We start from the raw sequence: 22620 nt of genomic DNA, 5'->3' as shown, positions 1-22620 counted from the left end.
GGCGCGCTGCCCGACCGACGAGGAGGACCGCATGCGCAGGGGCGTGATCGCGCGCGCGCTGGGCGGGTACGGCCTCTCGGTGGTGCTCAGCGGCATCGTGAGTCTGCTGGTCATCCCGGCGGTCATCATCGCGGCGGGCACCGAGTCGTGGGCGACGATCGCGGTCGCGCAGGCCGTCTCGGGCTTCGCGTTCGTGCTCGCGGTGTACGGCTGGGGAGTCGTCGGGCCGACCGAGGTCGCGTCGCGCCCGGTCGAGGAGCGCGGCCGCTACTTCGCGGACTCCGTGCTGAGCCGCGTGTGGCTGAGCCTCGTCGTCGTGCCGGTCGCGGTGGTCGTGGCGATCGCGATCACGCCGGCGCAGCCCCTGCTCGCCGCACTCACCACGATCAGCGGCATCCTCGTGGCGCTCGGCGCGGGCTGGTTCTACGTCGGCGAGCGCAGCCCCATCCGATTCCTGCTGCTCGACACCGCGCCGCGGCTCGTCGGCACGCTCGCCGGCGCCGGCGCCGTCATCGCGACGGGCGACGCCGTATGGTTCGCGGCACTGCAGCTGGCGGGCGTGGTGGTGTCGGCGCTCATCTGCACCGTCGACATCCTGCGACGGCACCGCGGCTGGCGGATGACGCTGTCCCCCGTGCGCGCGGTGCGCAACCTGCGGGGGCAGGGCCACACGGTCGCGATGTCGGCGACGTCGTCGGTGTACGTGAACGTTCCGATCGTGCTCGTCGAGCTGTTCGTGCCCGCCGCGACGGCCGTGTACGCCCTGGCCGAGCGGATGGTGCGCCTCGCGCTCTACGCGACCCGCCCGATCGTGCAGGTCGCGCAGGGCTGGGTGCCGCACCCCGACCCGGCGGCGCTCGCCGCGCGCGCGCGGAAGGTCGCGGGCATCGCGCTCGTGCTCGGCGTGCTCGGCGGCCTCGCGTACGCGCTCCTCGCGCCGTGGGCGGGCGGGATCCTCTCGGGAGGCGCGCTCGAGATCGGCTGGGACCTCGCGATCCCGATGGGCGTCAACCTCGCCGCGATCCTCGCCTCGCAGCTCACGGGCTTCGCCTGCCTGACCGCGCTCGGGATGTCGCGCGTCCTGTCGACGAGCACGATCGCGGGCGCGGTCGTGGGGACCGCGCTCATGTTCCCGCTGCTGCTGCTCATCGGCGCGCCCGGCGTGGCGTGGGGCCTCGCCGCCGCCGAGCTGGCGGTGCTGGGCGTGCAGCTGTGGAAGCTCGCGCCCCGCCTCCGGCCGCCGGTGGCGGTAGGCTCGTAGCGGCCGGCGGTCGTCGGCCCCACCGACTTCCCCGGAGAGCAAACCAGTGACCTCGACCTGGACCGAGCTGCAGCGCGTCGTCTTCCCGCAGGACGGCGACCCCGACGTCCTGCCCCTCTACGTCGACGCCGACGTGTGGGCCCGGTTCGGAACACGCGAGGTGCGCGTGAGCGACCGCGCGCACATCGACGACGTGCTGGGTCGCGACCGCTTCCGCGTGGCATCCGGCGAGCGGATGTCGTTCGCGGGCTACTTCAACGCGTTCCCGGCGTCGTACTGGCAGCACTGGACCGTCGTCGACCGCATCCGCCTGCGCGCGACCCTGAGCGGGTCGGGCACGCTGCTCGTCTATCGCTCGACCGCGCAGGGCGTGCCCCAGCGCGTGGCGTCCGAGTCGTTCTCGGGAGCGGGCGCCACCGTGCACGTCGACCTGCCCGTCACGACCTTCGGCGACGGCGGCTGGTACTGGTTCGACATCGTCGCGGGTCGCGGCGAGGTCGTGCTCGCCGACGCGGCGTGGGAGACGGATGTCGCCGCGGTGCGCGACGGACGCGCCTCGATCGGCATCACCACGATGAACAAGGCCGACTACTGCGTGCGCACGCTCGAGGCGCTCGCCTCCGACGCCTCGGTCGACGAGGTGCTCGACCGTGTCTACGTCGTCGACCAGGGCACGCAGCTCGTCCGAGACCGCAAGGAGTACCCGGGCATCGCCGAGCGCATGGGCGATCGGCTCGAGGTCATCGAGCAGGCGAACCTCGGCGGCTCGGGCGGCTTCGCGCGCTCGATGCTCGAGACGCTCGAGGCCGGTGCGAGCGAGTACGTCATCCTGCTCGACGACGACGTCACGATCGAGCCCGAGAGCATCGCCCGGTCGGTGCGGTTCGCCCGGTACGCGACGCAGCCCGTGATCGTCGGCGGCCACATGTTCGACCTGCTCGACCGACCCGTCATGCACGCCTTCGCCGAGAGCATGGACCTCGGGCCGTTCATGTGGCATGCGCAACCGCACGACGAGGTCCCGCACGACTTCCGGTTCAGCAACCTCCGGCAGACGCGGTGGATGCACGCCCGCATGGACGCCGACTACAACGGCTGGTGGTTCTGCCTCATCCCCACGGCGACCCTCCGCGACGCCGGCCTCGCGCTCCCGGCGTTCATCAAGTGGGACGACGCCGAGTACTGCCTGCGCGCCCGAGAGCACGGCTACCCCACCGTGTCGCTGCCCGGCGCGGCGCTCTGGCACGTGTCGTGGCTCGACAAGGACGACTCGATCGACTGGCAGGCGTACTTCCACGCCCGCAACCGCTTCGTCGCGGCGCTGCTGCACTCCCCGCACGACGGCGGCGGACAGCTCCCGGAGGACAGCTGGCGGTGGGACCTGCGTCACCTGCTCTCGATGCAGTACTACCCGGTGACGCTGCGACACCGGGCGCTCCGCGACATCCTGCGGGGGCCCGAGCACATGCAGGCCGAGCTCGGCAGCATCCTCGGCGAGCTCCGCGCCGAGGCGAAGCGGTTCCCCGAGAAGACCGTGCTGAAGACCGAGGAGGAGGTGCCGGCGACCGTCGAGGGCAAGAAGGTCTTCCCGCTCGGCCCCGACGGCAAGCCCGGCAAGGGTCCGCGCGGCATCCCGCTCGTGCTCTTCACCGCCCGGATGGTCGCGCGCCAGTGGTTCACGAAGCCGCAGCCGCGGAACATCGCGGCCCCCCAGGTCGAGCTCGCCAAGCGCGACGCGACCTGGTTCCGCCTGCCCGTCTACGACAGCGCGCTCGTCTCGACCGCCGACGGCACCGGCAAGGTGCGCTACACGCGCGACCCGCGCACCTTCCGGCGTCTCGTCCGCCAGAGCCGCCGGCTGCACCGCGAGCTGAAGCGTCGCTGGCCCGAGCTCTCGAAGCAGTACCGCGAGGCGCTGCCGGAGATCACGTCGCCGGAGGCCTGGCGCCGCACCTTCGAGCGCTGACCCGGGCGGCGCGGCGCCCGGCCGCGAGGCCGGCCGTGCTCAGTCCGCCAGGACCGTGGCGCCGAGCACCTTCGCCGAACGACGGCCATCGTGCACGGCGCGGACGAACTCCGGCCCCAGCGCCGCACGGCGTCGGAACGCCTCGCGGTCGGCGACGATCTCGCGGATGACCCGATCGAGCCCGTCGGCGCGGGATTCGACGACGGGCAGCTCGAGTCGCGTCGCCGACCGGACGTGCTCGCGCACGCGATCGCTCACGTGGCTGACGACCACGCGGCCCGCGGCGAGCGCCTCGCACGTGGCGACCCCGTAGATGCCGAGCGAGAACTGGTCGAGCACGATGTCCGCGCGCCCGTACAGCGCGGGCATGTCCTGTGCGGGAACGTTCTCGCGGCGTTCGTAGCGCACGACGCCCTCGGCATCCAGTCGGCGCATGGTCTCCTCGATGAGGTCGGAGCCCTTGAGGCCGGCCCGGCTCGGGACGTGCACCGCGAGGGGGCGCTCCGACTGCAGCGGTGGAGTCCCGGCAGCCTCGAACCAGTGCTCGTCGACCACGACGGGCAGCCACACGGCCTCGGGGACGTCCGCGAGCAGGTCGGGCGTCGACACGAGCACCGGTGCGCGGAGCCGGTCCAGGATGCCGCGATGGCGGCGCGCGGCCTCCTCGAGGCGCTCGGTCTCGGCGTAGCCGCCGGGCACGAACGGCGAGTCGGGCTCGGATTCCCGGTGGCGGCTGGGCAGGCGGATGTCGGACCCGTGGCAGACCATCGAGACCCGCAGGCCCGCGTCGCGCAGGGCGGCGACCTCCCGCTCGACGTCCTCATCGAAGAGCCGACCGAACACGGGACGCTCCGCCTCGATCAGCACATGCGTGAAGCCGCCGGTGACGGCACGGAGATGACGCCGCTGCCAGTCCCGCGAGCGGACGAAGACCCGCGTCGGCACCTCGTAGTCGCTCGGGAAGCCGAACGCGCCCGCTGCGCGGTACGACATGCTGACCGCGCCGACGCCGTCGAGCCGTTCCGCTGCCCGCGCCCACGCGTTCCCCTGGCCGGCGAAGTTCACGGGCGCGACGAGCAGGCGCCGGTCGCCGGTCGGCGGCGCGACGGGCGGCGGGATGTCGGCCGCGGTGAACCCGAACGCGCCGGGGTTCAGGCGCATCTGCAGCCGCTCGGGCACCGCGCCGACGATCGCCCCGACGGCGCGGTCCACCGGCCGCGGAAGTGCGGCGCGCACCGCGGCGAGCCGCGCCATCAGCCCCGTCACCCCCGGCTCCGCTCGGCGAGGGCGGTCACGGCGGCGTCCCACTCCCCCACGGTCGACTCGGCGTTGAGCTCGTGCGCCGCCGCGTCCGCCGCCCGCTTGCACGCGGCGACATGGTCGGCGTCGAGCGATTCGATCGCGGCGGCGAGCGACTCGGCGGTGAAGTCGTCGCTGACGACCCCCAGGTCGCGCTCCTCCACGATGCGCGCCATCTCGGGCGACGGCCCGACCAGGATCGCGAGCCGGGCCTGGATGTAGTCGAACAGCTTGTTCGGCAGGGCGTTGCGGTAGTTGAACGTCGTGGGCGGGAGCACGAACACGCCGACGTCGTAGCCGTTGAGCGTGCGGATGAGCTCGTCGTACGGGAGCGGGTCGAGCACCCTGACCCGGCCGCCCTCGGCTGCGAGGGCGCGGAGCTCGTCGAGGTAGTCCGGATGGTTCCGCGTGAGGTACAGGTCGAGCGTCGCGTCCGACCGGGCGAGCTGCATCCCCCGGACCATCACCTCGAGTCGTCGATTGCGGAGCCCCGCCCCGCTGTGCACGAGCCGAAGCGGCGACCCGACCGGCAGCGGTGCGAGGTCGGCGTACGGGGAGGCGTTCACGACGACGCGCGCGTCGATGCCGAAGTCGCGACGGTATCGCTCGGCGAGCCCCTGGCCGACCGTCGTCCAGCTGTCGGCTCGCGCGACATGGCGGCGGATGAGCCACGCGAGGTAAGGGGATCTCCGGCGCATCCACCGCCGGCTCTCCTCGTGCAGGGTGGGCGAGAACTCGTGCAGGTCGCAGTGGACCCCGGTACCGGGACGGCGGACCTCGAGCGCGAGCGGCGCCGTCTCGGGGTCGTTGGCGATGATGACGTCCCAGTCGCCGCCCGCTAGCGCCTCGCGGCCGAATCGCACGCCCGGCAGGTCGGCGTACGCACGGGCGTAGCGGCGGAGGATGAGCTCGCGGTCGCGCGGCCGGTCGGCGCCCGCGCCGTCCGGGATCCGGATGTGCCGAACGGCACCCGGCGGCATCTCCCCGTAGCCGAACGTGGTCACCTCGAACCGGTCGGCGAAGAGCCTCACCTGCTTCAGCACTCGCGCGTCACCCTCGATGCGCGAGAACGACATGATCAGCAGTCGGGGTCGGTTCACCGGGTCTCCTCACCACCCGGTGCCCGGGCGCCACGGTGTGCGATTCTACCTGCGCCCCGCCGTCCGGGTCGGTATGCGGGACACCAGCACGGAGCCGACCGTGAGCCTGACGGGTGCGTCGCGCCGGAGCAGGTCGAGCGGCGACGACGTCGTGAAGTCGGCGATCCGACGAGGCACCCGCCTCGCGCGACCGGCGGCGACGATGCGCTCCGCCGATGCGGCATCCGCCAGCAGGTCGCGGACCAGCGCCGCGTCGGCGGAGGAGAGCGACCGCACGAACGCCGGGTCGATCGCCGCGATCACGCGGACGGCGTGCACGAGCGCCGCCCGGTCGTCGTCGGCGATCGACCCGGCGACCGCCCGCGACGTGGCGGCGCCGAGCACGTGCACGCGCGCGAACTTCACGGCGAGCGCCCGCCGCGCGTCGGCGGGGAGCGCGGCGAACCACTCGGCGTCGGCGAGGTCGTCGAGCCAGGCCAGCTCGCGGGCGACGGGCTTCGGTGCGAGCGTGACCCGGTCGGACGCGTCGTCGTGGATCACGTAGGGCGGTGCGTCACGCGCGAACGAGATCGCCGCGCCCGAGTACCAGAGGCGTCCGACGTACGCGAGGTCGCCGCCGTTGCGCATGCCGGGCGTCAGCCGGAGGTGCCCGAAGCGCGAGCGCGACACCAGCCCGAGCGGTGCGGACCGGTACGCGAGCCGATCCCGCACGCCGTCGAGCCGGCGCGATCGGAAGGGCCGGACCGGCGGCGACCCCACCCGGCGTCCGGACGTGTACTCGAGCCGTGGGAGGACCACGTCCGCACGGTCGCGGCGCTGCACCCTCAGCCACCCGTCGACCGCCCCCGGGCCGAGCTCGTCGTCCGAGCCCATGATCGACGTGAACGGCGCGTCCGCGAGGTCGAGCCCCGCGTTGAACGGCCCCGACGGGCTGGCGATCCCGTCGACGTGCCGGACGAGCCGGAGTCGAGGATCCTCGGCCAGCCGGCCCAGCCGACGGCCGATCCCCTCCTCGGGCGTCCCGTGGCACACGACGGTGACGCGGACGTCGGCGTCGGTGCCCTCGAGGACCGAACGCGCCGCGCGCTCGACGGGTCGCTCCGGGGAGTGCACGGCGATCACCACGTCGACTTCGGGTCCGCTCACGGCTCGACGCTAACAGGTTCGGCTAGGCTCGAACCCCGTGAGGATCGTCAGCATCGTCGGCGCCAGGCCGCAGTTCGTGAAGCTCGCGCCGGTCGCCGCGGCAGCCTCGGCCGCGGGCGTCGAGCACGTGATCGTGCACACCGGCCAGCACTACGACCCGATGCTGAGCGACGTCTTCTTCCGCGACCTCGGCATCCCCGACGCCGACGTGCACCTCGGCGTCGGCTCGGGTTCGCACGGCGTGCAGACCGGCGCGATCCTCGCCGCGATGGACGACGTGCTCGAGACGGCGGCCCCGGACTGGGTGCTGGTCTACGGCGACACCAACTCCACGCTCGCCGGGGCGCTCAGCGCCGTCAAGCTGCACCTGCCGGTCGCCCACCTCGAGGCCGGCCTGCGCTCGAGGAACCGTCGCATGCCCGAAGAGCACAACCGCGTGCTCACCGACCACGCCGCCGACCTGTGCCTCGCACCCACCGAGGCGGCGATGTCGCACCTCGCGGCAGAGGGGCTCGCCGAGCGTTCGATGCTCGTCGGCGACGTGATGACCGACGTGCTCCACCTCGTCCGCGACCGCGTGGCCGACGCGCCCGCGCCGCTCGCCGACGAACTCGGCATGGGCGACGGCGAGTACTCGCTCGCGACCATCCACCGCGCCGAGAACACCGACGACCCGCGCCGCCTCGAACGCATCGTGGAGGGGCTGGCCTCGTCGCCCCACCCGATCGTGCTGCTCGCCCATCCGCGCCTGGTCGCGAAGGCCCGGGACGCCGGGATCGAGCTCGGACGCGGCGCGATCCGCGTGCGGGAGCCGCTCGCCTACCCGCAGCTGGTCCGCGCGGTGCTCGGCAGCCGCGGCGTGGTCACCGACTCCGGCGGTCTCCAGAAGGAGGCGTTCCTCCTCCGGGTCCCGTGCACCACGGTCCGCACCGAGACCGAGTGGGCCGAGACGGTCGACCTCGGCTGGAACGTGCTCGCGAACACGCCCGAGGAGATCGCCGCGGCGACGGAGCGACCCCGTCCCGCCGACACCGACGCCGCGCCCTACGGGGACGGGCGCGCCGCCGAGCGCGTGATCGACGCCCTGAGCGCCCGCCGCGCATGACCGCGCCGCCGACGGCCGACGTCGTGATCCCCGTGCACACGACCGACCGCGACATCCGTCGCGCCGTCGGCTCGGTGCTCGACCACAACTCCGACCGCGTCCGCGTGATCGTCGTCTGCCACAACCTCCCCGCATCGGCGATCGCGCAGCGTCTCGGCCAGCTCGCCGAATCGCCCCGCCTCCGACTGCTCGAGGTGGCGGACGGCGTGCGGAGCCCGTCCGCGCCGTTCAACGCCGGCCTCGACGCCTCGGACGCCGATTTCACGTCGGTGATGGGATCCGACGACTCTCTCGAGCCGGGCGCCGTCGACTCGTGGCTCGCCGCGACCCGTGACGGCGCCGAGGTGGTGCTGCCTCGCATCGTCATGGCCGACGGGGGCATCGTCCCCACGCCTCCGGCCCGGCGCGGCCGCCGCGACCGGCTCGATCCGGTCCGCGACCGCCTCGTGTACCGGAGCGCGCCGCTCGGCCTCGTCTCCCGGGCCCGCTTCGGCCGGCTCCGGTTCCCGCTCGGCATCGCCAACGGCGAAGACCTGCCCTACTCCACGACGGTGTGGTTCTCCGGTGCGCGGATCGCGTTCGACCTCGACGGGCCCGCGTACGTCGTGCACGACGATGCCGCCACGCGGACCACGACGACCCCGCGCCCGGTCGCGACCGAATTCGGATGGCTCGGGCCGATGCTCGACGCCGCCGCCCCGCTCGGCCCGAGGGAGCGTCGCACGATCGCCGCCAAGCTCCTGCGCCGCCACGTCTTCGGCTCCATCGACAACCGCGCCGAGGTCGGCATCGGGGCCGAGGACCTCGCGAGCCTCGCCGACGTCGCCGGACGCATCTGCGCGCTCGCCCCCGAGGTGCTGGGGGTCCTCGCGCTCGCCGAGCTGGACCTGCTCGCCGCCGTCGGGGAGGCGCGCAGCAGCGATCGCATCGTGGCCCTCGCGGTCGCGCGTCGACCCTTCCCGCGACCGCGCACTGCGCTCACGCGGAACCCCCTGAGAGCGCTCGCGCTGGACGCTCCGCTCCCGCTCGCGCTCGCCCACCGCAGCGTGCGCCGCGAGCTGGAGCGGGCCGCACGGCCGGCCGCGGAGGACGCGCCGGTCAGGTGAGGCCGGCGAGGGCCGCCTGCACCGCGAAGTCGGGAACTCCGGCGACGAGTTCGGCGAACGTGCCCTTGGCGACGATCCGACCGTCGCTCAGGTAGCAGAGCTGGTCGTTGTCGCGCACGGTGGAGAGCCGGTGCGCGACCGACACGACGGTCACCTTGCCCTGGAGCTCGCGGATGGCCTGGGCGACATCCGCCTCGGTCTTCGTATCGAGCGCGCTCGTGGCCTCGTCGAGGACCAGCACGAGCGGCTCGCTGTAGAGCGCGCGAGCGATGCCGAGTCGTTGTCGCTGACCGCCCGAGAGCGAGATGCCCGCGTCGCCGATGCGCGAGTCCATCCCTCCGGGCCGCGCCTCGACCGCGGACCAGAGCTGGGCGCGCTCGAGCGCCCGCCGGACGCGGTCGTAGTCGATCTCGCCCTCCCAGGAGAGCGCGACGTTCTGCGCGACGGAGCCGTTGAACAGCGCGACCTGCTGGGGCACGTACCCGACGCGGTCGCGCCAGGCGGCCAGCACGCGCTCGAGCGGCACGCCGTCGACCTCGATCGACCCCTGCGACGGCGAGATGAGGCCGAGCAGGATGTCGACGATGGTCGACTTGCCCGCACCCGACGGTCCGACGAGGCCGACGGTCGAGCCGATCGGGATGTCGAGGTCGATGCCCTCGACCGCCGGACGGTCGGATCCGGGGTACGAGAACGCCACGTCGCGGAGGACGAGACGGCGCGGGTCCCCCTGCAGCGGCTCGTGTCCGATGCGCTCGGCCCGATCGAGGTGGTCCTGCGCGTCCTCCACGTCGTTGACCACCATCTCGACGTGGGGCGCGTTGGCCTGTGCGTTGGTCAGCAGCCCCTGGAAGGAGATGAGCGAGGGGACGATGCGGAAGCCCGACACGCCGAACAGCGCGACCGCCGCGATCGCGCCCGAGAGCCCGTCGACCAGGTAGGCGGCGCCGCCGACGAGGATGAAGCCGCCCACGAGGGCGCCGTCGAGCACGAACTTGGGGACGCTGCCGAGGAAGTACAGGTTCGCGCGCGCCCGGGTCGAGATGATGCGGTTGCGGTGCACGTTCGCGGCGACCTCCGCCGCCTTGTTGCGAAGCGTGATCTCCTTCAGGGCGTTCACCATGTCGGTCATGACGCTCGCGGCCTTGATCGAGTAGTCGCGGTTGACCCGGCCGGCCTGCACCGCGCGTCGCGAGACCCAGCGATAGAGCACGAGCCCCACGAGCCCCAGGTAGCCGAGCGTGATGAACGCCGTGAGCGGCGCCGCGACGAGCACGACGACGAACACCGCGACGAACGTCGTGATGAGGGACGGGATCGTGATGACGGGGAGCAGGAAGCCGGAGGTCGTCGTCGCGACCCCCACATCCACGAGCCGGACGAGCTGCGAGGTGCTCCGCGTGATGCGCTCGACCCACGGGGCGCGGATGTACGCATCGAACAGCCGGTCGCCCACGGCGAGCTCGTACTTGGCGAAGTTCCGCGTCGCGATCCACTGCAGGAGCACGTTGAGGCCCGACTTGAGGATGATCAGCAGGGAGACCACGAGCAGCACCCAGACGTACCCGTCGACGCCGATCTCGCCGATCAACGGCAGCTGGATGGGCAGGCCCTGCACCATCGATCCGAGCGAGAGCGCGAGCAGGCCGAGCGCGAGGATGTCGAGCACGGCGAGCGCGCTCGAGAGCACCATGAACCAGGTGAGGAACGAGCGCTCCCCGGCCGGCAGGATCGGGAGCAGGCGGCGCAGTGTGCGCCAGATGAGCTTCACGAGACCAGATTCTCCTCTCGCGTGTCGCGGGGATCATCCTCCCACACGCGACATGCGGCTCCGCTGTGCTTCACGTCCCACCGGTCGTCCGGCGGACGGCTGATAGGATCCCCGCATGCTTCCGAGGCCCGAGGGCACGCTCATCGTGCTGCCCGCGTTCAACGAGGAGGCCTCGGTCGGACGCGTCCTGGAGGAGATCCAGCGGGTCATGCCAGGCGTGCCGTGCCTCGTCGTCGACGACGGATCCACGGACGGCACGGCGGCGCGCGCCCGCGCCGGAGGCGCGACCGTGCTGGCACTCCCCTACAACCTCGGTGTCGGCGGGGCGATGCGGGCGGGCTTCAAGTACGCACGGAACGAGGGCTTCCGCAACGTGGTGCAACTCGACGCCGACGGGCAGCACGACCCCGCCGAGGTCCCCGCCCTCGTCGCGGCGCTCGACGAGGCCGACATCGTCATCGGCGCACGTTTCGCGGGCAGGGGCGACTACCGGGCGACCGGTCCTCGTCGATGGGCCATGCGGCTGCTCTCCGGCGTGATCGGTCGCATCAGTCGCACGAAGCTCACCGACACGACGAGCGGCTACAAGGCGAACGGTCCGCGCGCCGTCGCGCTCTTCGCCGAGCACTACCCCGCCGAGTACCTCGGCGACACCGTCGAGGCGCTCGTCATCGCGGCGCGTGCGGGCCTGCGCATCCGGCAGCTTCCCGCCGTGATGCGTCCGCGTCAGGCCGGCAACCCGTCGCATCGCCCGCTCAAGGCCGCCGTGTACCTCATCCGCGCCTTCGTCGCACTCGGCTTCGCCCTCCTCCGCCCCCGCGTCGTGATCCCCGAGACGGGAGGCAGCCGGTGAGCACCGGGACCTACCTGCTCGGCGTCGCAGCCGCCCTGATCGCCGTCCTCGCGGTCATCGAGCTCCTGCGCCGCCGTCGCCTGCGCGAGCGGCACGCCGTGTGGTGGTTCGTGGCCGCCATGGCGGCGCTCGTGGTCGGCATCTTCCCGTCGACGTTGACGTGGGCGGCCGAGGTCCTCGGCGTCGAGGTGCCGTCGAACCTCGTGTTCTTCGTGAGCATCGTGATCCTGTTCCTCGTGAGCCTGCAGCACGCCGGAGAGCTCACCGACCTCGAGGACCGGACCAGGACCCTCGCCGAGGAGGTGGCGCTGCAGCAGGTAAGGTTGGAGCGCCTCGAGTCGGCGTCCCGCGCCGACGGCGCCGCGAGCGACTCCCCCGACTGACTGAACTGCCGGTGCTCCGCGCGCCTGAGCGGGCACGGCCGGAAAGGACACCTTCGTGACTACGATCGCTGCGAGCGCGGACGTCTCCGACGACGCCGTCATCGGCGAGGGCAGCAAGGTCTGGCACCTCGCCCAGGTCCGCGAGGGCGCCCGCCTCGGCGAGAACTGCATCGTCGGTCGCGGTGCGTACGTCGGCAGCGGCGTCGTCATGGGCGACAACTGCAAGCTGCAGAACTACGCGCTCGTCTACGAGCCGGCCGAGCTCGGCCACGGCGTGTTCATCGGGCCCGCGGTGGTGCTCACGAACGACACCTATCCGCGCGCGGTGGCTCCCGACGGCTCGCTGAAGAGCGCGCACGACTGGACGCCCGTCGGCGTCACCATCCGCGACGGCGCGTCGATCGGCGCGCGCGCGGTGTGCGTCGCTCCGGTGACGATCGGCCGGTGGGCCACCGTCGCCGCCGGCGCGGTCGTCACGAAGGACGTGCCGGACTTCGCGCTCGTCGCGGGCGTGCCCGCGCGGCGCATCCGTTGGGTGGGCAGAGCGGGCGTGCCGCTCGAGCAGCAGGGTGACGCGTGGGTGTGCCCCGAGACCGGCGAACGCTACATCGAAGACGCAGGGATCCTGCGGGAGGAGCAGTCATGAGCGAGTTCATCCCGGCCGCGAAGCCGATCATCGGCGATGAGGAGCGGGCCGCGGTCGACGCGGTGCTCGCCTCCGGCATGCTGGCGCAGGGCGCCGAGGTCGCCACGTTCGAGCAGGAGTTCTCGGACGTGCTCCTCGACGGGCGTGCCGTGGTCGCCGTGAACTCCGGCACCGCGGGCCAGCACCTCGGCCTGCTGGCATCCGGCGTGGGTCCCGGCGACGAGGTCATCGTGCCGTCGTTCACGTTCGCCGCGACCGCCAACTCGGTCGCGCTCACCGGCGCGACGCCGGTGTTCGCCGACATCGAGCCGAACCACTTCTGCCTCGACCCGGCCGACGTCGCCGCGAAGGTCACCGAGCGCACCGTCGGCATCATGCCCGTGCACCTGTACGGGCACCCGGCCGACATGACCGCGTTCGAGGAGCTCGCCGCGAAGCACGGCCTGGCCCTGTACGAGGACGCCGCGCAGGCGCACGGCGCCAGCCTCGACGGTCGCAGGGTGGGCACGTTCGGCCGCTTCGCGATGTTCAGCCTCTATCCGACGAAGAACATGACCAGCGGCGAGGGCGGCATGGTCTCGACCGGTGACGCCGGCGTCGAGCGGATGCTGCGGCTCCTCCGCAACCAGGGCATGGAGAAGCAGTACGAGAACGAGGTCGTCGGCTTCAACGCCCGTATGACCAACATCCACGCCGCCATCGGCCGCGTGCAGTTGACGAAGGTGCTCGGCTGGACCGAGGCTCGCCGCCGCAACGCCGCCTTCCTCGACGCGAACCTCGAGGGCGTCGTCACTCCGCCGGTCGCCGCCGGCGCCGAGCACGTGTACCACCAGTACACGATCCGCGTGTCCGACGACCGCGACGGCTTCGCCGCCGCGCTCCGCGACCAGTACCGGATCGGCTCGGGCGTGTACTACCCGATCCCGAACCACCGGCTCCCGTCGTTCGGCCTCGAGATCGACCTCCCCGAGACCGAGCGCGCGGCGCGAGAGGTGCTGTCGCTTCCGGTGCACCCGTCGCTGTCCGAGGGCGACCTCGAGCGCGTCGTCGCCGCCGTGAACGAGCTCGCGAAGGCGGGTGCGTGATGGCGGAGTTGCGCATCGGCGTCATCGGCCTCGGCATGATGGGCCGCCACCACGTCCGCGTGACGCGCGAACTCGAGGGCGTGCGGCTCGTCGCCGTCGCCGACGCGCAGGGCGACCCGCACGGCGTCGCGGGCGGCCTGCCCGTGCTCGAGTCCGTTGCGGCCCTCATCGACCAGGGCATCGACGCCGCGGTGGTCGCGGTGCCGACCGGCTACCACGAGGCCGTCGCGCTCGAGCTCGCGGGCGCGGGCGTGCACACGCTCGTCGAGAAGCCCATCGCAAGCGACAGCGCGGCGGGCGAGCGCGTGGCATCCGCGTTCGAGCAGGCGGGCCTCGTCGGCGCCGTGGGCCACATCGAGCGCTACAACCCCGCCCTCCAGGACCTCCGCCGCCGCCTCGAGGAGGGCGAGCTCGGCGACCTCTACCAGATCGCCACCCGACGCCAGGGGCCGTTCCCGGCGCGTATCGCCGACGTGGGCGTCGTGAAGGACCTCGGCACGCACGACATCGACCTCACGGCGTGGCTCGCCCAGTCCGCCTACACGAGCGTCGCGGCCCGCACCACCACCCGAAGCGGCCGCCCGCACGAGGACATGGTCTCGGCCACCGGGCAGCTCGCCAACGGCGCGATCACGAACCACCTCGTCAACTGGCTCTCGCCGATGAAGGAGCGGGTCACGGTCGTCACCGGCGAGCGCGGCGCGTTCGTCGCCGACACCGTCAGCGCCGACCTGACGTTCTTCGAGAACGGCACGCAGGCGACCGAGTGGGAGTCCGTCGCGGCATTCCGCGGCGTCTCCGAGGGCTCGATGATCCGCTTCGCACTCGCCAAGCGCGAACCGCTCCGCTCGGAGCACGAGGCGTTCCGCGACGCGATCCTCGGCAAGACGGCGAACACCGTCACGATGCGCGAGGGCCTCACGACCCTGCGCGTCGCCGAGGCCGTCGTCGAGTCGGCGCAGACCGGCCAGTCGCAGTCGCTTCCGGCCGCCTGATCCATGGCGGACGCTCCCCGGGTCCTCATCGCCTCGCGCCTGTTCGCGCCCGAGGTGAGCGCCGGCGCGTTCCGGCTGCGCGCCCTCGCACGCGGGTTCGCACAGCGCGGGTGCCGAGTGCGCGTGGTCACCACGACGCCGCCGAAGACCGCACCCGCGACCCCGGTCGGCGAGCCCGGGGTCGAGGTGTCGCGCTTCCCCGTGCTGCGCGACCGCGGCGGCAACGTGCGCGGGTACGTCCAGTACCTGAGCTACGACATCCCGCTGTTCTTCCGGCTCCTGTTCGCCCGATACGACCTCGCGGTCGCCGAGGCACCGCCCACGACCGGACTCGTCGTGTCGGTCGTGAGCACCCTGCGCCGCAAGCCGTTCGCGTACTACGCCGCCGACGTCTGGACGGACGGCGTCATCTCGATGGGCGCACCCGCCATGGTGGTCCGGATCATGCGCTTGCTCGAGGGTGCGGTGCTGCGCCGTGCGGCGAGCGTGCTCTCGATCTCCGACGAGGTGACCGACCGGCTCGTCGAGCTCGGCGCCCGTCGCGAGCGGATCGCCACGGTCGGCAACGGCGTCGACACCGGCCTCTTCTCGGCTGACGGCGCCGCCGAGGACGACGGCGGCCCGTACCTCGTGTACACCGGCACGATGTCGGAATGGCAGGGCGCCGAGCTGTTCGCGAAGGCCATGCCGGCGGTGCTCGAGCGGCACCCGGACGCGCGCCTGCGCTACTTCGGGCAGGGCGCGTCCGAGCCCGCGATCCGGGCGGAGGCGGCACGCGTGGGCGGCGACCGGATCGTGCTCGGCGGCGTGGTCCCGCCGGCGGAGGCGGCGGGGTGGATCCGCGGCGCCGCAGCCGCCCTGGTCAGCATCGTCCCCGGCATCGGGTACGACTTCGCGCGTCCCACGAAGACCTACGCCGCGGCCGCATGCGGCGCGCCCGTCATCTTCGCCGGAACCGGCAGCGGTGCAGCCCTGGTCCGCGACAACGGGCTCGGCGAGGCGGTGGCGTTCACGCCCGAGGCCGCCGCCGAAGCCATGATCCGCGCGATCGACGCCTGGCGTTCGGGCGAGACGGAGGCCGGCCGCACGCGTCGCTCCGCATGGGTGCAGTCGAATGCCTCGCTCGACGCCGTCGGCTCCGCCGCGGCCGATGCCGTCCTGGAGGCGGCCGGACCGTGAGGATCCTGGTCGTCACGCCGTGGTACCCGAACCGGCGCAATCCCTACGCCGGGGCGTTCGTGGCGCGGGACGTGCGGATGCTGCGCCGGGGGCACGAGATCGTGGTCGCCCACCTCGTGTCGCCCGAGCACGACGACGACGTGCGCGGGTCGGTCGGCGGGCTCAGGGTCGAGCGCATCCCCATGCGGCCCGCCGTACCGGCCGACTGGTGGCGCGCCGCGCGCCGCATCCGCTCGCTCGCTCGCGACGTCGACGCGGTGAACTCGCACGCCGCGACCTCGCTCTGGCCGATGGTGCTCGCCCTCGGCCCGCGCCGCCGGGGCTGGGTCCACACCGAGCACTCGTCGGCCGTCACGGCAGCGGTCGGCACCGGCCTTCGCGGGGCGGCGCGGCGCGCCATCCGTCGCCTGCTCCTCTCGCGCCCGGCCGTCGTCGTGGCCGTCAGCGAGCACCTTGCGAGTGCCGTGCGGCGCCTCGGCCGGCGCGGGCCCGTGTCGGTCGTGCCGAACGCGGTCGACGCGCCCGTTCCGCCGCCGATGCGCCCCGCGCGACACGGCGACGCGGTCCGCCTCGTCTCGGTCGGCGGCCTCGTACCCGTGAAGCGCCCGCTCATCGCCATCGCCGCGGTGGCGCGGCTCCGGGAGGCCGGCTTCGACGCGGACCTGACCTGGGTCGGCGACGGTCCCCTGCGTGCCGACGCGGAGTCGGCGATCGCCGCGCTCGGACTCGGCGACGTCGTCCGCCTGGTCGGCGCCCGGCAGCCGTCCGAGGTGAGCGGGTTCCTGGCCGACGCCGACCTCTTCCTGCTGCCGACGGCCGGCGAGACCTTCGGCGTGGCGATCGCCGAGGCGATCGCGCACGGCCGGCCCGTCGTGGTCGGCGCCGAGGGCGGCCAGGCGGAGTTCGTCGACCCCGCCGCGGGCGAGCTCGTGGCGGGCGACGACCCGGACGCGTACGCCGACGCCGTCGCCCGAGTGCTCGAGCGCACGGCGAACCTGTCGGCCGAGCAGGTCGCGCGGACGCTCGGCGAGCGCTTCGACGACGTGCAGCGTCTCGCAGCCTACGATCGCGCGTTCGAGGCGGCCCGTGCAGGCCGCGGATGAGCCGACGCGCCCACGTACCGCACAGCGACGGTCGGATACGCTTGAACGTCGTCCCGAGAGGAACCCCCACCCCGTGAACACTGACCTGCTCGTCGTCGGATCCGGCTTCTTCGGCCTCACGATCGCCGAACACGCCGCCCGAGACCTCGGCCTCCACGTCACCGTCATCGATCGCCGCCCCCACATCGGCGGCAACGCCTACAGCGAGAACGAGGCGCAGACGGGCATCGAGGTGCACCGGTACGGCGCGCACCTCTTCCACACCTCGAACGAGCGCGTCTGGGAGTACGTCAACCGGTTCACGACCTTCACCGACTACGTGCACCGCGTGTACACGCAGCACCAGGGCGAGGTCTTCCCGATGCCGATCAACCTCGGCACGATCAACCAGTTCTTCCGCTCCGCGCACGGGCCGGATGCCGCGCGCGAGCTGATCCGCGAGCAGGCGGGCGAGCTCGCGGGCACCGACCCGCAGAACCTCAACGACAAGGGCATCCAGCTCATCGGCCGCCCGCTGTACGAGGCGTTCATCAAGCACTACACCGCGAAGCAGTGGCAGACCGAGCCGAGCGAGCTTCCCGCCGAGGTCATCTCTCGCCTGCCCGTGCGGTACACGTACGACAACCGGTACTTCAACGACACGTACGAGGGCCTGCCGACCGACGGCTACACCGCCTGGCTCGAGCGCATGGCCGACCACCCGAACATCGAGGTCCGGCTCGACACCGACTTCTTCGACGAGTCGCAGCCGTTCTCGAAGGGGAACACCGTCGGGCAGGTCCCGGTCGTCTACACGGGACCCGTCGACCGCTACTTCGACTACGCCGAGGGCGCGCTCCAGTGGCGCACGCTCGACTTCGAAGAGGAGGTCCTGCCGACGGGCGACTTCCAGGGCACGAGCGTCATGAACTACGCCGACGCCGACGTGCCCTACACGCGCATCCACGAGTTCCGCCACTTCCACCCCGAGCGCGACTACCCGACCGACCGCACGGTCATCCTGCGCGAGTACTCGCGCTTCGCCGAGCAGGGCGACGAGCCGTACTACCCCGTCAACACCGCCGACGACCGCGCGCGGCTGCTGAAGTACCGCACGCTCGCGAAGCAGGAGCGCGACGTGCTCTTCGGCGGCCGCCTCGGCACCTACAAGTACCTCGACATGCACATGGCCATCGGCTCCGCCCTCACCATGTTCGACAACCGCCTTCGGCCGTTCCTCGAGGGCTCCGCGCCGTTCGAATCCGGCGACGGCGAGGCGTGACCGGGACTCCCGCGCACACATGAGCTGGTTCGAGGCACTGCCGGCGATCGCCGTCGCGATCGTCCTGCTCGTGGTCCCCGGCGCGCCCTTCGCGATCCTGCTCGGCCTGCGCGGAGCCGCGTTCGCAGGTGTCGCCGTCGCGGCATCCGTCGGCATCGTCGGTGTCGCCTCGATCCTCGCGCCCCTCGTGGGACTCGATTGGAGCCTGCTGCCCGTCGGCGCGGTCGCCGTCGTGGCCGCGCTCCTCGCGTGGGGCATCCGGCGGTGGACACGCCGGCGGGACTCCCCGGACGCCGGCCGCTGGTCGGAACTGCTTCCGACCGCCGGAGGCGTCGCAGCGGGCGGGGCGCTGATCCTGGCGACCCTGCTTCCGGGCATGTTCTCACCGCGCAACCCGTCGCAGACCTATGACGGCCTCTTCCACCTGAACGCGGTGCGCTGGATCGTCGACGGCGGCGACGCCTCGCCGCTGCACATGACGATGACGACGCCGGGCGCCTCGTCGAACTTCTACCCGACGACCTGGCACGCCTTCGCGGCGCTCACCGTGCAGGCCACCGGCGCCACCCCGGTCGTCACCGCCAACGCCCTCGCACTGGTCGTCGCCGCCGTCGTCTGGCCCGCTGCCTGCGTGTTCCTCGTCCGCATGCTCTTCGGGCCTCGGCCGATCGCGCTCGCCCTCGCCGGAGCCCTGAGCGCGGGCTTCGCCGCCTTTCCGTACCTGCTCGTGTGGTACGGCGTGCTCTACCCCAACTCGCTCGGGATCGCCCTCGTGCCGATCGCGCTCGGCTCCCTGGCGGGACTGCTCCGCGGCGGCGCTCGGCGGCTCGACGGCCTCACCCGCCGAGTCGCGGTCGAGGTCTCGCCGCCGGTCCGCCTCGACGCCGCGGTCGGCCCGCTCGGCTGGGCGGTGGCCGCGGCCACGGCCACGGCTGCCGCGACCCTCGCACACCCGAACGCCCTCTTCTCGATCTTCGTCCTGAGCGCGCCGCTCATCGTCGCGTGGGCGGTTCGCGCCGTCCGCGAAGCGACCCGCACCTCCCGCCGCCTGCTGATCGTCGGCGCCGCACTCGCCGTGTTCGCGGTCGAGGCGTTCATCTGGACCCGCTTCCAGACCGGCGACAACGGGTGGCCGTCGGTCAGGCCCTTCTACGTCTCGGTCGCCGAGGCCCTCCGCAACGCGCCGCTCGACATCACGATCGGGTGGGTCGCCACCCTGCTCGTGGGCATCGGCGTCGTCGGCGGCCTCGCGCTGCGACGCGCGCCCGGCTGGTTGGTGGCGTCGTGGCTGCTCGCGGCGATCATGTTCGGCTTCGCGAACGGCTGGCCCGAGGGGCCGCTGCGCACGGCGATCACGGGTCTCTGGTACAACGACGCGTTCCGGATCGCAGCGATCGGGCCGGTCGTCGCGGTTCCGCTCGCGGTGATCGGCCTCGTCCTGGCCCTCGAGTGGGTCGGCGTCGCACTCGATCGCTCGGCGCGCCGGCGGGGAGCCGAGCCGGCGCCGGCGCTGCGGGCCACCGTGCTCTCGCTCGTGGCCGCGATCGCCGTCGTCGGCACCCAGTTCGGCGCCATCCCGAGCATGGACCGCGACCTCGCCCACGCCTATCGGCTCGACGATCGCAGCCCCTCGGTGAATCCCGACGAGCTGGCCCTGTTCGACGACGTCGCCGAACTCGTGCCGGAGGACGGCGTCATCGCGCAGAACCCCTGGAACGGCAGCGCCCTGGCCTACGCGTTCACGGGTCGCACCGTGCTCTTCCCGCACGTCGGCGGACGCTACACCGAGGCGCACCGGACCGTCGCGGAAGGCCTCGCCGACGCCGACCCGGCCGCCTGCGAGGCCGCCCGGCAACTCGGCGTCACCCACGTCATCGACTCCGACGACCGGATGCTGTTCATCGGCGACGCGCGCGCCGAGCTGTACCCCGGACTCACCGACCTGCCGCGCGACCCCGAGGCCCTGACATTGCTGGCCGAGCGGGGCGACGCGAGACTGTACCAGGTGACGGGCTGCTGAGGCCCGTCGCACACATGAGGAAGAGAGCATCAAACGTGAAGATCGCCGTCATCGCGCTGGGCAAGATCGGGCTGCCCCTGGCCGTGCAGTTCGCCTCGAAGGGGCACGACGTCGTCGGCGTCGACGTCAATCCACGGACCGTCGAGCTGGTCAACGCCGGCGTCGAGCCGTTCCCCGGTGAGGCGCACCTCCAGGAGAAGCTGTCCGAGCTCGTGCCCGCGGGACGACTGCGCGCGACGACCGACTACGCCGAGGCGATCCCGGGCGCTGACGCGGTCGTACTCGTGGTGCCGCTCTTCGTCGACGCCGAGGCGCGCCCCGACTTCGGCTGGATGGATGCCGCGACCCGGTCGCTCGGCGGCCACCTGACGCCCGGCACGCTCGTCGCGTACGAGACGACCCTCCCCGTCGGCACGACGCGCGACCGGTGGAAGCCCATGCTGGAGGAGACGTCGGGACTCACGGAGGGCACCGACTTCCACCTCGTGTTCTCGCCCGAGCGGGTGCTCACCGGCCGCGTCTTCGAGGACCTCCGCAAGTACCCGAAGCTCGTGGGCGGACTCTCGGACGAGGGCGCGCGGCGGGCGGTCGAGTTCTACGAGGCCGTGCTCGACTTCGACGAGCGGCCCGACCTTCCGCGCCCGAACGGCGTCTGGGACCTGGGCTCCGCCGAGGCATCCGAACTCGCCAAGCTCGCCGAGACGACCTACCGCGACGTGAACATCGGCCTCGCGAACCAGTTCGCGCGCTTCGCCCAGAAGTCCGGCATCGACGTCTACAAGGTCATCGAGGCCTCGAACTCGCAGCCGTACAGCCACATCCACCAGCCGGGAATCGCCGTCGGCGGCCACTGCATCCCCGTCTATCCCCGGCTCTACCTCTGGAACGACCCCGAGGCGACCGTCGTGCGTGCCGCGCGCGAGGCGAACCTCGACATGCCCGACTACGCCGTCGGCATGCTCGAGGGCGCGTTCGGCCAGCTCTCGGGGGCCCGTGTCGTCGTGCTCGGAGCGGCGTACCGCGGGGGTGTCAAGGAGACCGCCTTCTCGGGCGTCTTCGACACCGTCGAGTCGCTGCGCCGTCGGGACGCCGACGTGCTCGTGCACGACCCGCTGTACACCGACGAGGAGCTCTCCGGCTTCGGCTTCAGCCCCTACCACCTCGGCGAGCCGGTCGACGCGGCGATCGTGCAGGCCGATCATGCGGAGTACCGGTCGCTCACGCCGACCGACCTGCCGGGGCTGCGCGCGTTCGTCGACGGCCGCCGGGTGAGCTCGCCCGACGCGTGGGGGGACGGCGTCGTGTACCGCGTCATCGGGCGCGCCTGACGTGGCGGAGTCGCCGGGGCGGGTGCGCGTCCTCCATGTCAACGATGCGGCTTTCACCGCCGAGCGGCTCCTGACACGCGCGCACCTCCACGGCGAACCGTGGTCCTTCATGCCTCGCGCGGTGGCCGACCCGTCCTGGCACGGGCCGATCGGGCGCATCCGGTACGCCGTCTCGGGGGCGGCATGGCTCGCCCGGCTCGCCGCGCGATCGGCCCGCGTCGACCTGCTGCACGTGCATTCCGGCGCGATGCTCAAGCACACGCGATTCGTGCCGAAGCGGTTCGTGCTGCATCTCCACGGCACCGACATCCGCACCCTGCAGTACGAGGCGGCGTGGGCTCGCAGCATCCGGTGGGGGCTCGAGCACGCCGCCGCCGTGCTCTACTCGACGCCGGACCTCGCCGAGCACGTGCTCCCCCACCGTTCCGACGCGATCTACTTCCCCGTCCCGATCGACCCGGATGCCCTTCCCGGGCGCTCCGGGACTCCGTCGCGGCGGGTGTTCTTCTGCTCCCGCTGGGAGGACGTGAAGGGGCTGGATCACCAGCTCGCGATCGCGCGCCGGCTCGTCGACCGGCTCCCCGACGACGTCGAGGTGACCGGACTGGAATGGGGTCCGGGCGCCGAGGAGGCTCGGCGGGCGGGAGTGCACCTCGTCCCGCGGATGAGCCACGCCGACTACCTCGCCTACATGGCCGAGTCGGCCGTGGTGGTGGGCCAGAGCGCCGGGATCCTCTCATCGAGCGAGCTCGAGGCCATCGCCATCGGCGTCCCCGTCGCCGTCGCCCTCGCCCCGGGCCACTACCCGGACGCGCCCCCCGTGGGCGGCGGCGCAGCGGCGTTCGGGAACCCGACGGCGGTGGCGGATGCCGCGCTCGACCGCCTCGACCAGGGGACCGAAGCGGAGGGGCCGCGGTGGATCGCGCGGACCCACGACGCCGAGCTGGGATACCGGCGGCTCGCGGGGCTCTACCCGACGCTCGTGCGCTGACCGCCGGTGCGGCGCCCGGTGC

19 protein-coding genes are annotated in these 22620 nt (G+C 72.8%); 15 read left to right on the top strand and 4 right to left on the bottom strand.

What is annotated here, in order from left to right; all coding sequences use genetic code 11:
* The first annotated feature begins 31 nt into the window (after positions 1-31).
* Together ACULK4_RS06185 and ACULK4_RS06180 are read left to right on the top strand one after the other, a co-directional pair.
* On the top strand, positions 32-1261 hold the full coding sequence (locus ACULK4_RS06185; RefSeq protein WP_445965258.1) for a lipopolysaccharide biosynthesis protein: 1230 nt from the start codon (positions 32-34) through the stop codon (positions 1259-1261).
* A 46-nt stretch (positions 1262-1307) separates the two neighbouring features.
* Positions 1308-3227, top strand: a complete 1920-nt coding sequence (locus tag ACULK4_RS06180) for a glycosyltransferase (protein ID WP_445965257.1) — start codon at positions 1308-1310, stop codon at positions 3225-3227.
* A 39-nt stretch (positions 3228-3266) separates the two neighbouring features.
* Here ACULK4_RS06180 and ACULK4_RS06175 read toward each other — a convergent pair whose 3' ends face one another.
* The 3 genes from ACULK4_RS06175 to ACULK4_RS06165 are packed head-to-tail and all read right to left on the bottom strand — an operon-like array spanning position 3267 to position 6772.
* On the bottom strand, positions 3267-4493 hold the full coding sequence (locus tag ACULK4_RS06175; RefSeq protein ID WP_445965256.1) for a CgeB family protein: 1227 nt from the start codon (positions 4491-4493) through the stop codon (positions 3267-3269).
* A complete protein-coding gene (locus ACULK4_RS06170; protein ID WP_445965255.1) occupies positions 4490-5626 on the bottom strand; it encodes a glycosyltransferase in 1137 nt (378 codons plus the stop codon). The genes ACULK4_RS06175 and ACULK4_RS06170 overlap by 4 nt, the downstream gene beginning before the upstream one ends.
* A 45-nt stretch (positions 5627-5671) precedes the next feature.
* A complete protein-coding gene (locus ACULK4_RS06165) occupies positions 5672-6772 on the bottom strand; it encodes a glycosyltransferase family protein (protein WP_445965254.1) in 1101 nt (366 codons plus the stop codon).
* A gap of 37 nt (positions 6773-6809) precedes the next feature.
* Here ACULK4_RS06165 and wecB point away from each other — a divergent pair, with 37 nt between their 5' ends.
* Together wecB and ACULK4_RS06155 are read left to right on the top strand one after the other, a co-directional pair.
* Positions 6810-7877, top strand: coding sequence for a non-hydrolyzing UDP-N-acetylglucosamine 2-epimerase (gene wecB / locus ACULK4_RS06160; protein WP_445965253.1), 1068 nt, complete (start codon positions 6810-6812; stop codon positions 7875-7877).
* The gene (locus tag ACULK4_RS06155) at positions 7874-8983 is read left to right on the top strand and encodes a glycosyltransferase (RefSeq protein WP_445965252.1); all 1110 of its coding nucleotides are present in this window, start codon (positions 7874-7876) and stop codon (positions 8981-8983) included. The genes wecB and ACULK4_RS06155 overlap by 4 nt, the downstream gene beginning before the upstream one ends.
* Here ACULK4_RS06155 and ACULK4_RS06150 read toward each other — a convergent pair.
* Positions 8976-10754: an ABC transporter ATP-binding protein gene (locus ACULK4_RS06150; RefSeq protein ID WP_445965251.1), complete on the bottom strand. Its 1779-nt coding sequence runs from the start codon at positions 10752-10754 to the stop codon at positions 8976-8978. The two genes, ACULK4_RS06155 and ACULK4_RS06150, sit on opposite strands and share 8 nt — an antisense overlap.
* Before the next feature lie 115 nt (positions 10755-10869).
* Between ACULK4_RS06150 and ACULK4_RS06145 the strand changes: the two genes are divergently transcribed.
* From ACULK4_RS06145 to ACULK4_RS06095, 11 genes are all read left to right on the top strand, one after another.
* On the top strand, positions 10870-11607 hold the full coding sequence (locus ACULK4_RS06145; RefSeq protein WP_445965250.1) for a glycosyltransferase family 2 protein: 738 nt from the start codon (positions 10870-10872) through the stop codon (positions 11605-11607).
* Positions 11604-11990, top strand: coding sequence for a DUF2304 domain-containing protein (locus ACULK4_RS06140; RefSeq protein ID WP_445965249.1), 387 nt, complete (start codon positions 11604-11606; stop codon positions 11988-11990). The genes ACULK4_RS06145 and ACULK4_RS06140 overlap by 4 nt, the downstream gene beginning before the upstream one ends.
* 55 nt (positions 11991-12045) lie before the next feature.
* Complete coding sequence (locus ACULK4_RS06135) at positions 12046-12636, top strand: acyltransferase (RefSeq protein ID WP_445965248.1); 591 nt, start codon at positions 12046-12048, stop codon at positions 12634-12636.
* Positions 12633-13721: a DegT/DnrJ/EryC1/StrS family aminotransferase gene (locus ACULK4_RS06130; protein ID WP_445965247.1), complete on the top strand. Its 1089-nt coding sequence runs from the start codon at positions 12633-12635 to the stop codon at positions 13719-13721. The genes ACULK4_RS06135 and ACULK4_RS06130 overlap by 4 nt, the downstream gene beginning before the upstream one ends.
* A complete protein-coding gene (locus ACULK4_RS06125) occupies positions 13721-14716 on the top strand; it encodes a Gfo/Idh/MocA family protein (RefSeq protein WP_445965246.1) in 996 nt (331 codons plus the stop codon). Before ACULK4_RS06130 ends, ACULK4_RS06125 begins: the two co-directional genes overlap by 1 nt.
* Positions 14717-14719: 3 nt before the next feature.
* Positions 14720-15895 (top strand): glycosyltransferase family 4 protein, encoded by a 1176-nt coding sequence (locus ACULK4_RS06120; protein ID WP_445965245.1) that lies wholly within the window; start codon positions 14720-14722, stop codon positions 15893-15895.
* On the top strand, positions 15892-16998 hold the full coding sequence (locus ACULK4_RS06115; RefSeq protein ID WP_445965244.1) for a glycosyltransferase family 4 protein: 1107 nt from the start codon (positions 15892-15894) through the stop codon (positions 16996-16998). Before ACULK4_RS06120 ends, ACULK4_RS06115 begins: the two co-directional genes overlap by 4 nt.
* A 73-nt stretch (positions 16999-17071) precedes the next feature.
* Positions 17072-18259 (top strand): UDP-galactopyranose mutase, encoded by a 1188-nt coding sequence (glf, locus tag ACULK4_RS06110; RefSeq protein WP_445965243.1) that lies wholly within the window; start codon positions 17072-17074, stop codon positions 18257-18259.
* Between the two features lie 19 nt (positions 18260-18278).
* Positions 18279-20279 (top strand): DUF6541 family protein, encoded by a 2001-nt coding sequence (locus ACULK4_RS06105; RefSeq protein WP_445965242.1) that lies wholly within the window; start codon positions 18279-18281, stop codon positions 20277-20279.
* Between the two features lie 35 nt (positions 20280-20314).
* On the top strand, positions 20315-21607 hold the full coding sequence (locus ACULK4_RS06100) for a nucleotide sugar dehydrogenase (RefSeq protein ID WP_445965241.1): 1293 nt from the start codon (positions 20315-20317) through the stop codon (positions 21605-21607).
* 109 nt (positions 21608-21716) lie between these two features.
* The gene (locus tag ACULK4_RS06095; protein WP_501043363.1) at positions 21717-22598 is read left to right on the top strand and encodes a glycosyltransferase family protein; all 882 of its coding nucleotides are present in this window, start codon (positions 21717-21719) and stop codon (positions 22596-22598) included.
* The last annotated feature ends 22 nt before the right edge of the window (positions 22599-22620 follow it).

It is taken from the genome of Agromyces selenitireducens (genome assembly GCF_052748465.2).
The sequence above is the reverse complement of the archived record's forward strand: the minus strand, read 5'-3'. Positions and strand labels throughout refer to the sequence as shown.

Excerpts from the sequence above, each read along its gene's own strand:
- ACULK4_RS06185 (WP_445965258.1), top strand. The coding sequence starts at position 32 with ATGCGCAGGGGCGTGATCGCGCGCGCGCTGGGCGGGTACGGCCTCTCG.
- ACULK4_RS06155 (WP_445965252.1), top strand. The coding sequence starts at position 7,874 with ATGACCGCGCCGCCGACGGCCGACGTCGTGATCCCCGTGCACACGACC.
- ACULK4_RS06145 (WP_445965250.1), top strand. The coding sequence starts at position 10,870 with ATGCTTCCGAGGCCCGAGGGCACGCTCATCGTGCTGCCCGCGTTCAAC.
- ACULK4_RS06130 (WP_445965247.1), top strand. The coding sequence starts at position 12,633 with ATGAGCGAGTTCATCCCGGCCGCGAAGCCGATCATCGGCGATGAGGAG.
- ACULK4_RS06125 (WP_445965246.1), top strand. The coding sequence starts at position 13,721 with ATGGCGGAGTTGCGCATCGGCGTCATCGGCCTCGGCATGATGGGCCGC.
- ACULK4_RS06120 (WP_445965245.1), top strand. The coding sequence starts at position 14,720 with ATGGCGGACGCTCCCCGGGTCCTCATCGCCTCGCGCCTGTTCGCGCCC.
- ACULK4_RS06105 (WP_445965242.1), top strand. The coding sequence starts at position 18,279 with ATGAGCTGGTTCGAGGCACTGCCGGCGATCGCCGTCGCGATCGTCCTG.
- ACULK4_RS06095 (WP_501043363.1), top strand. The coding sequence starts at position 21,717 with ATGCCTCGCGCGGTGGCCGACCCGTCCTGGCACGGGCCGATCGGGCGC.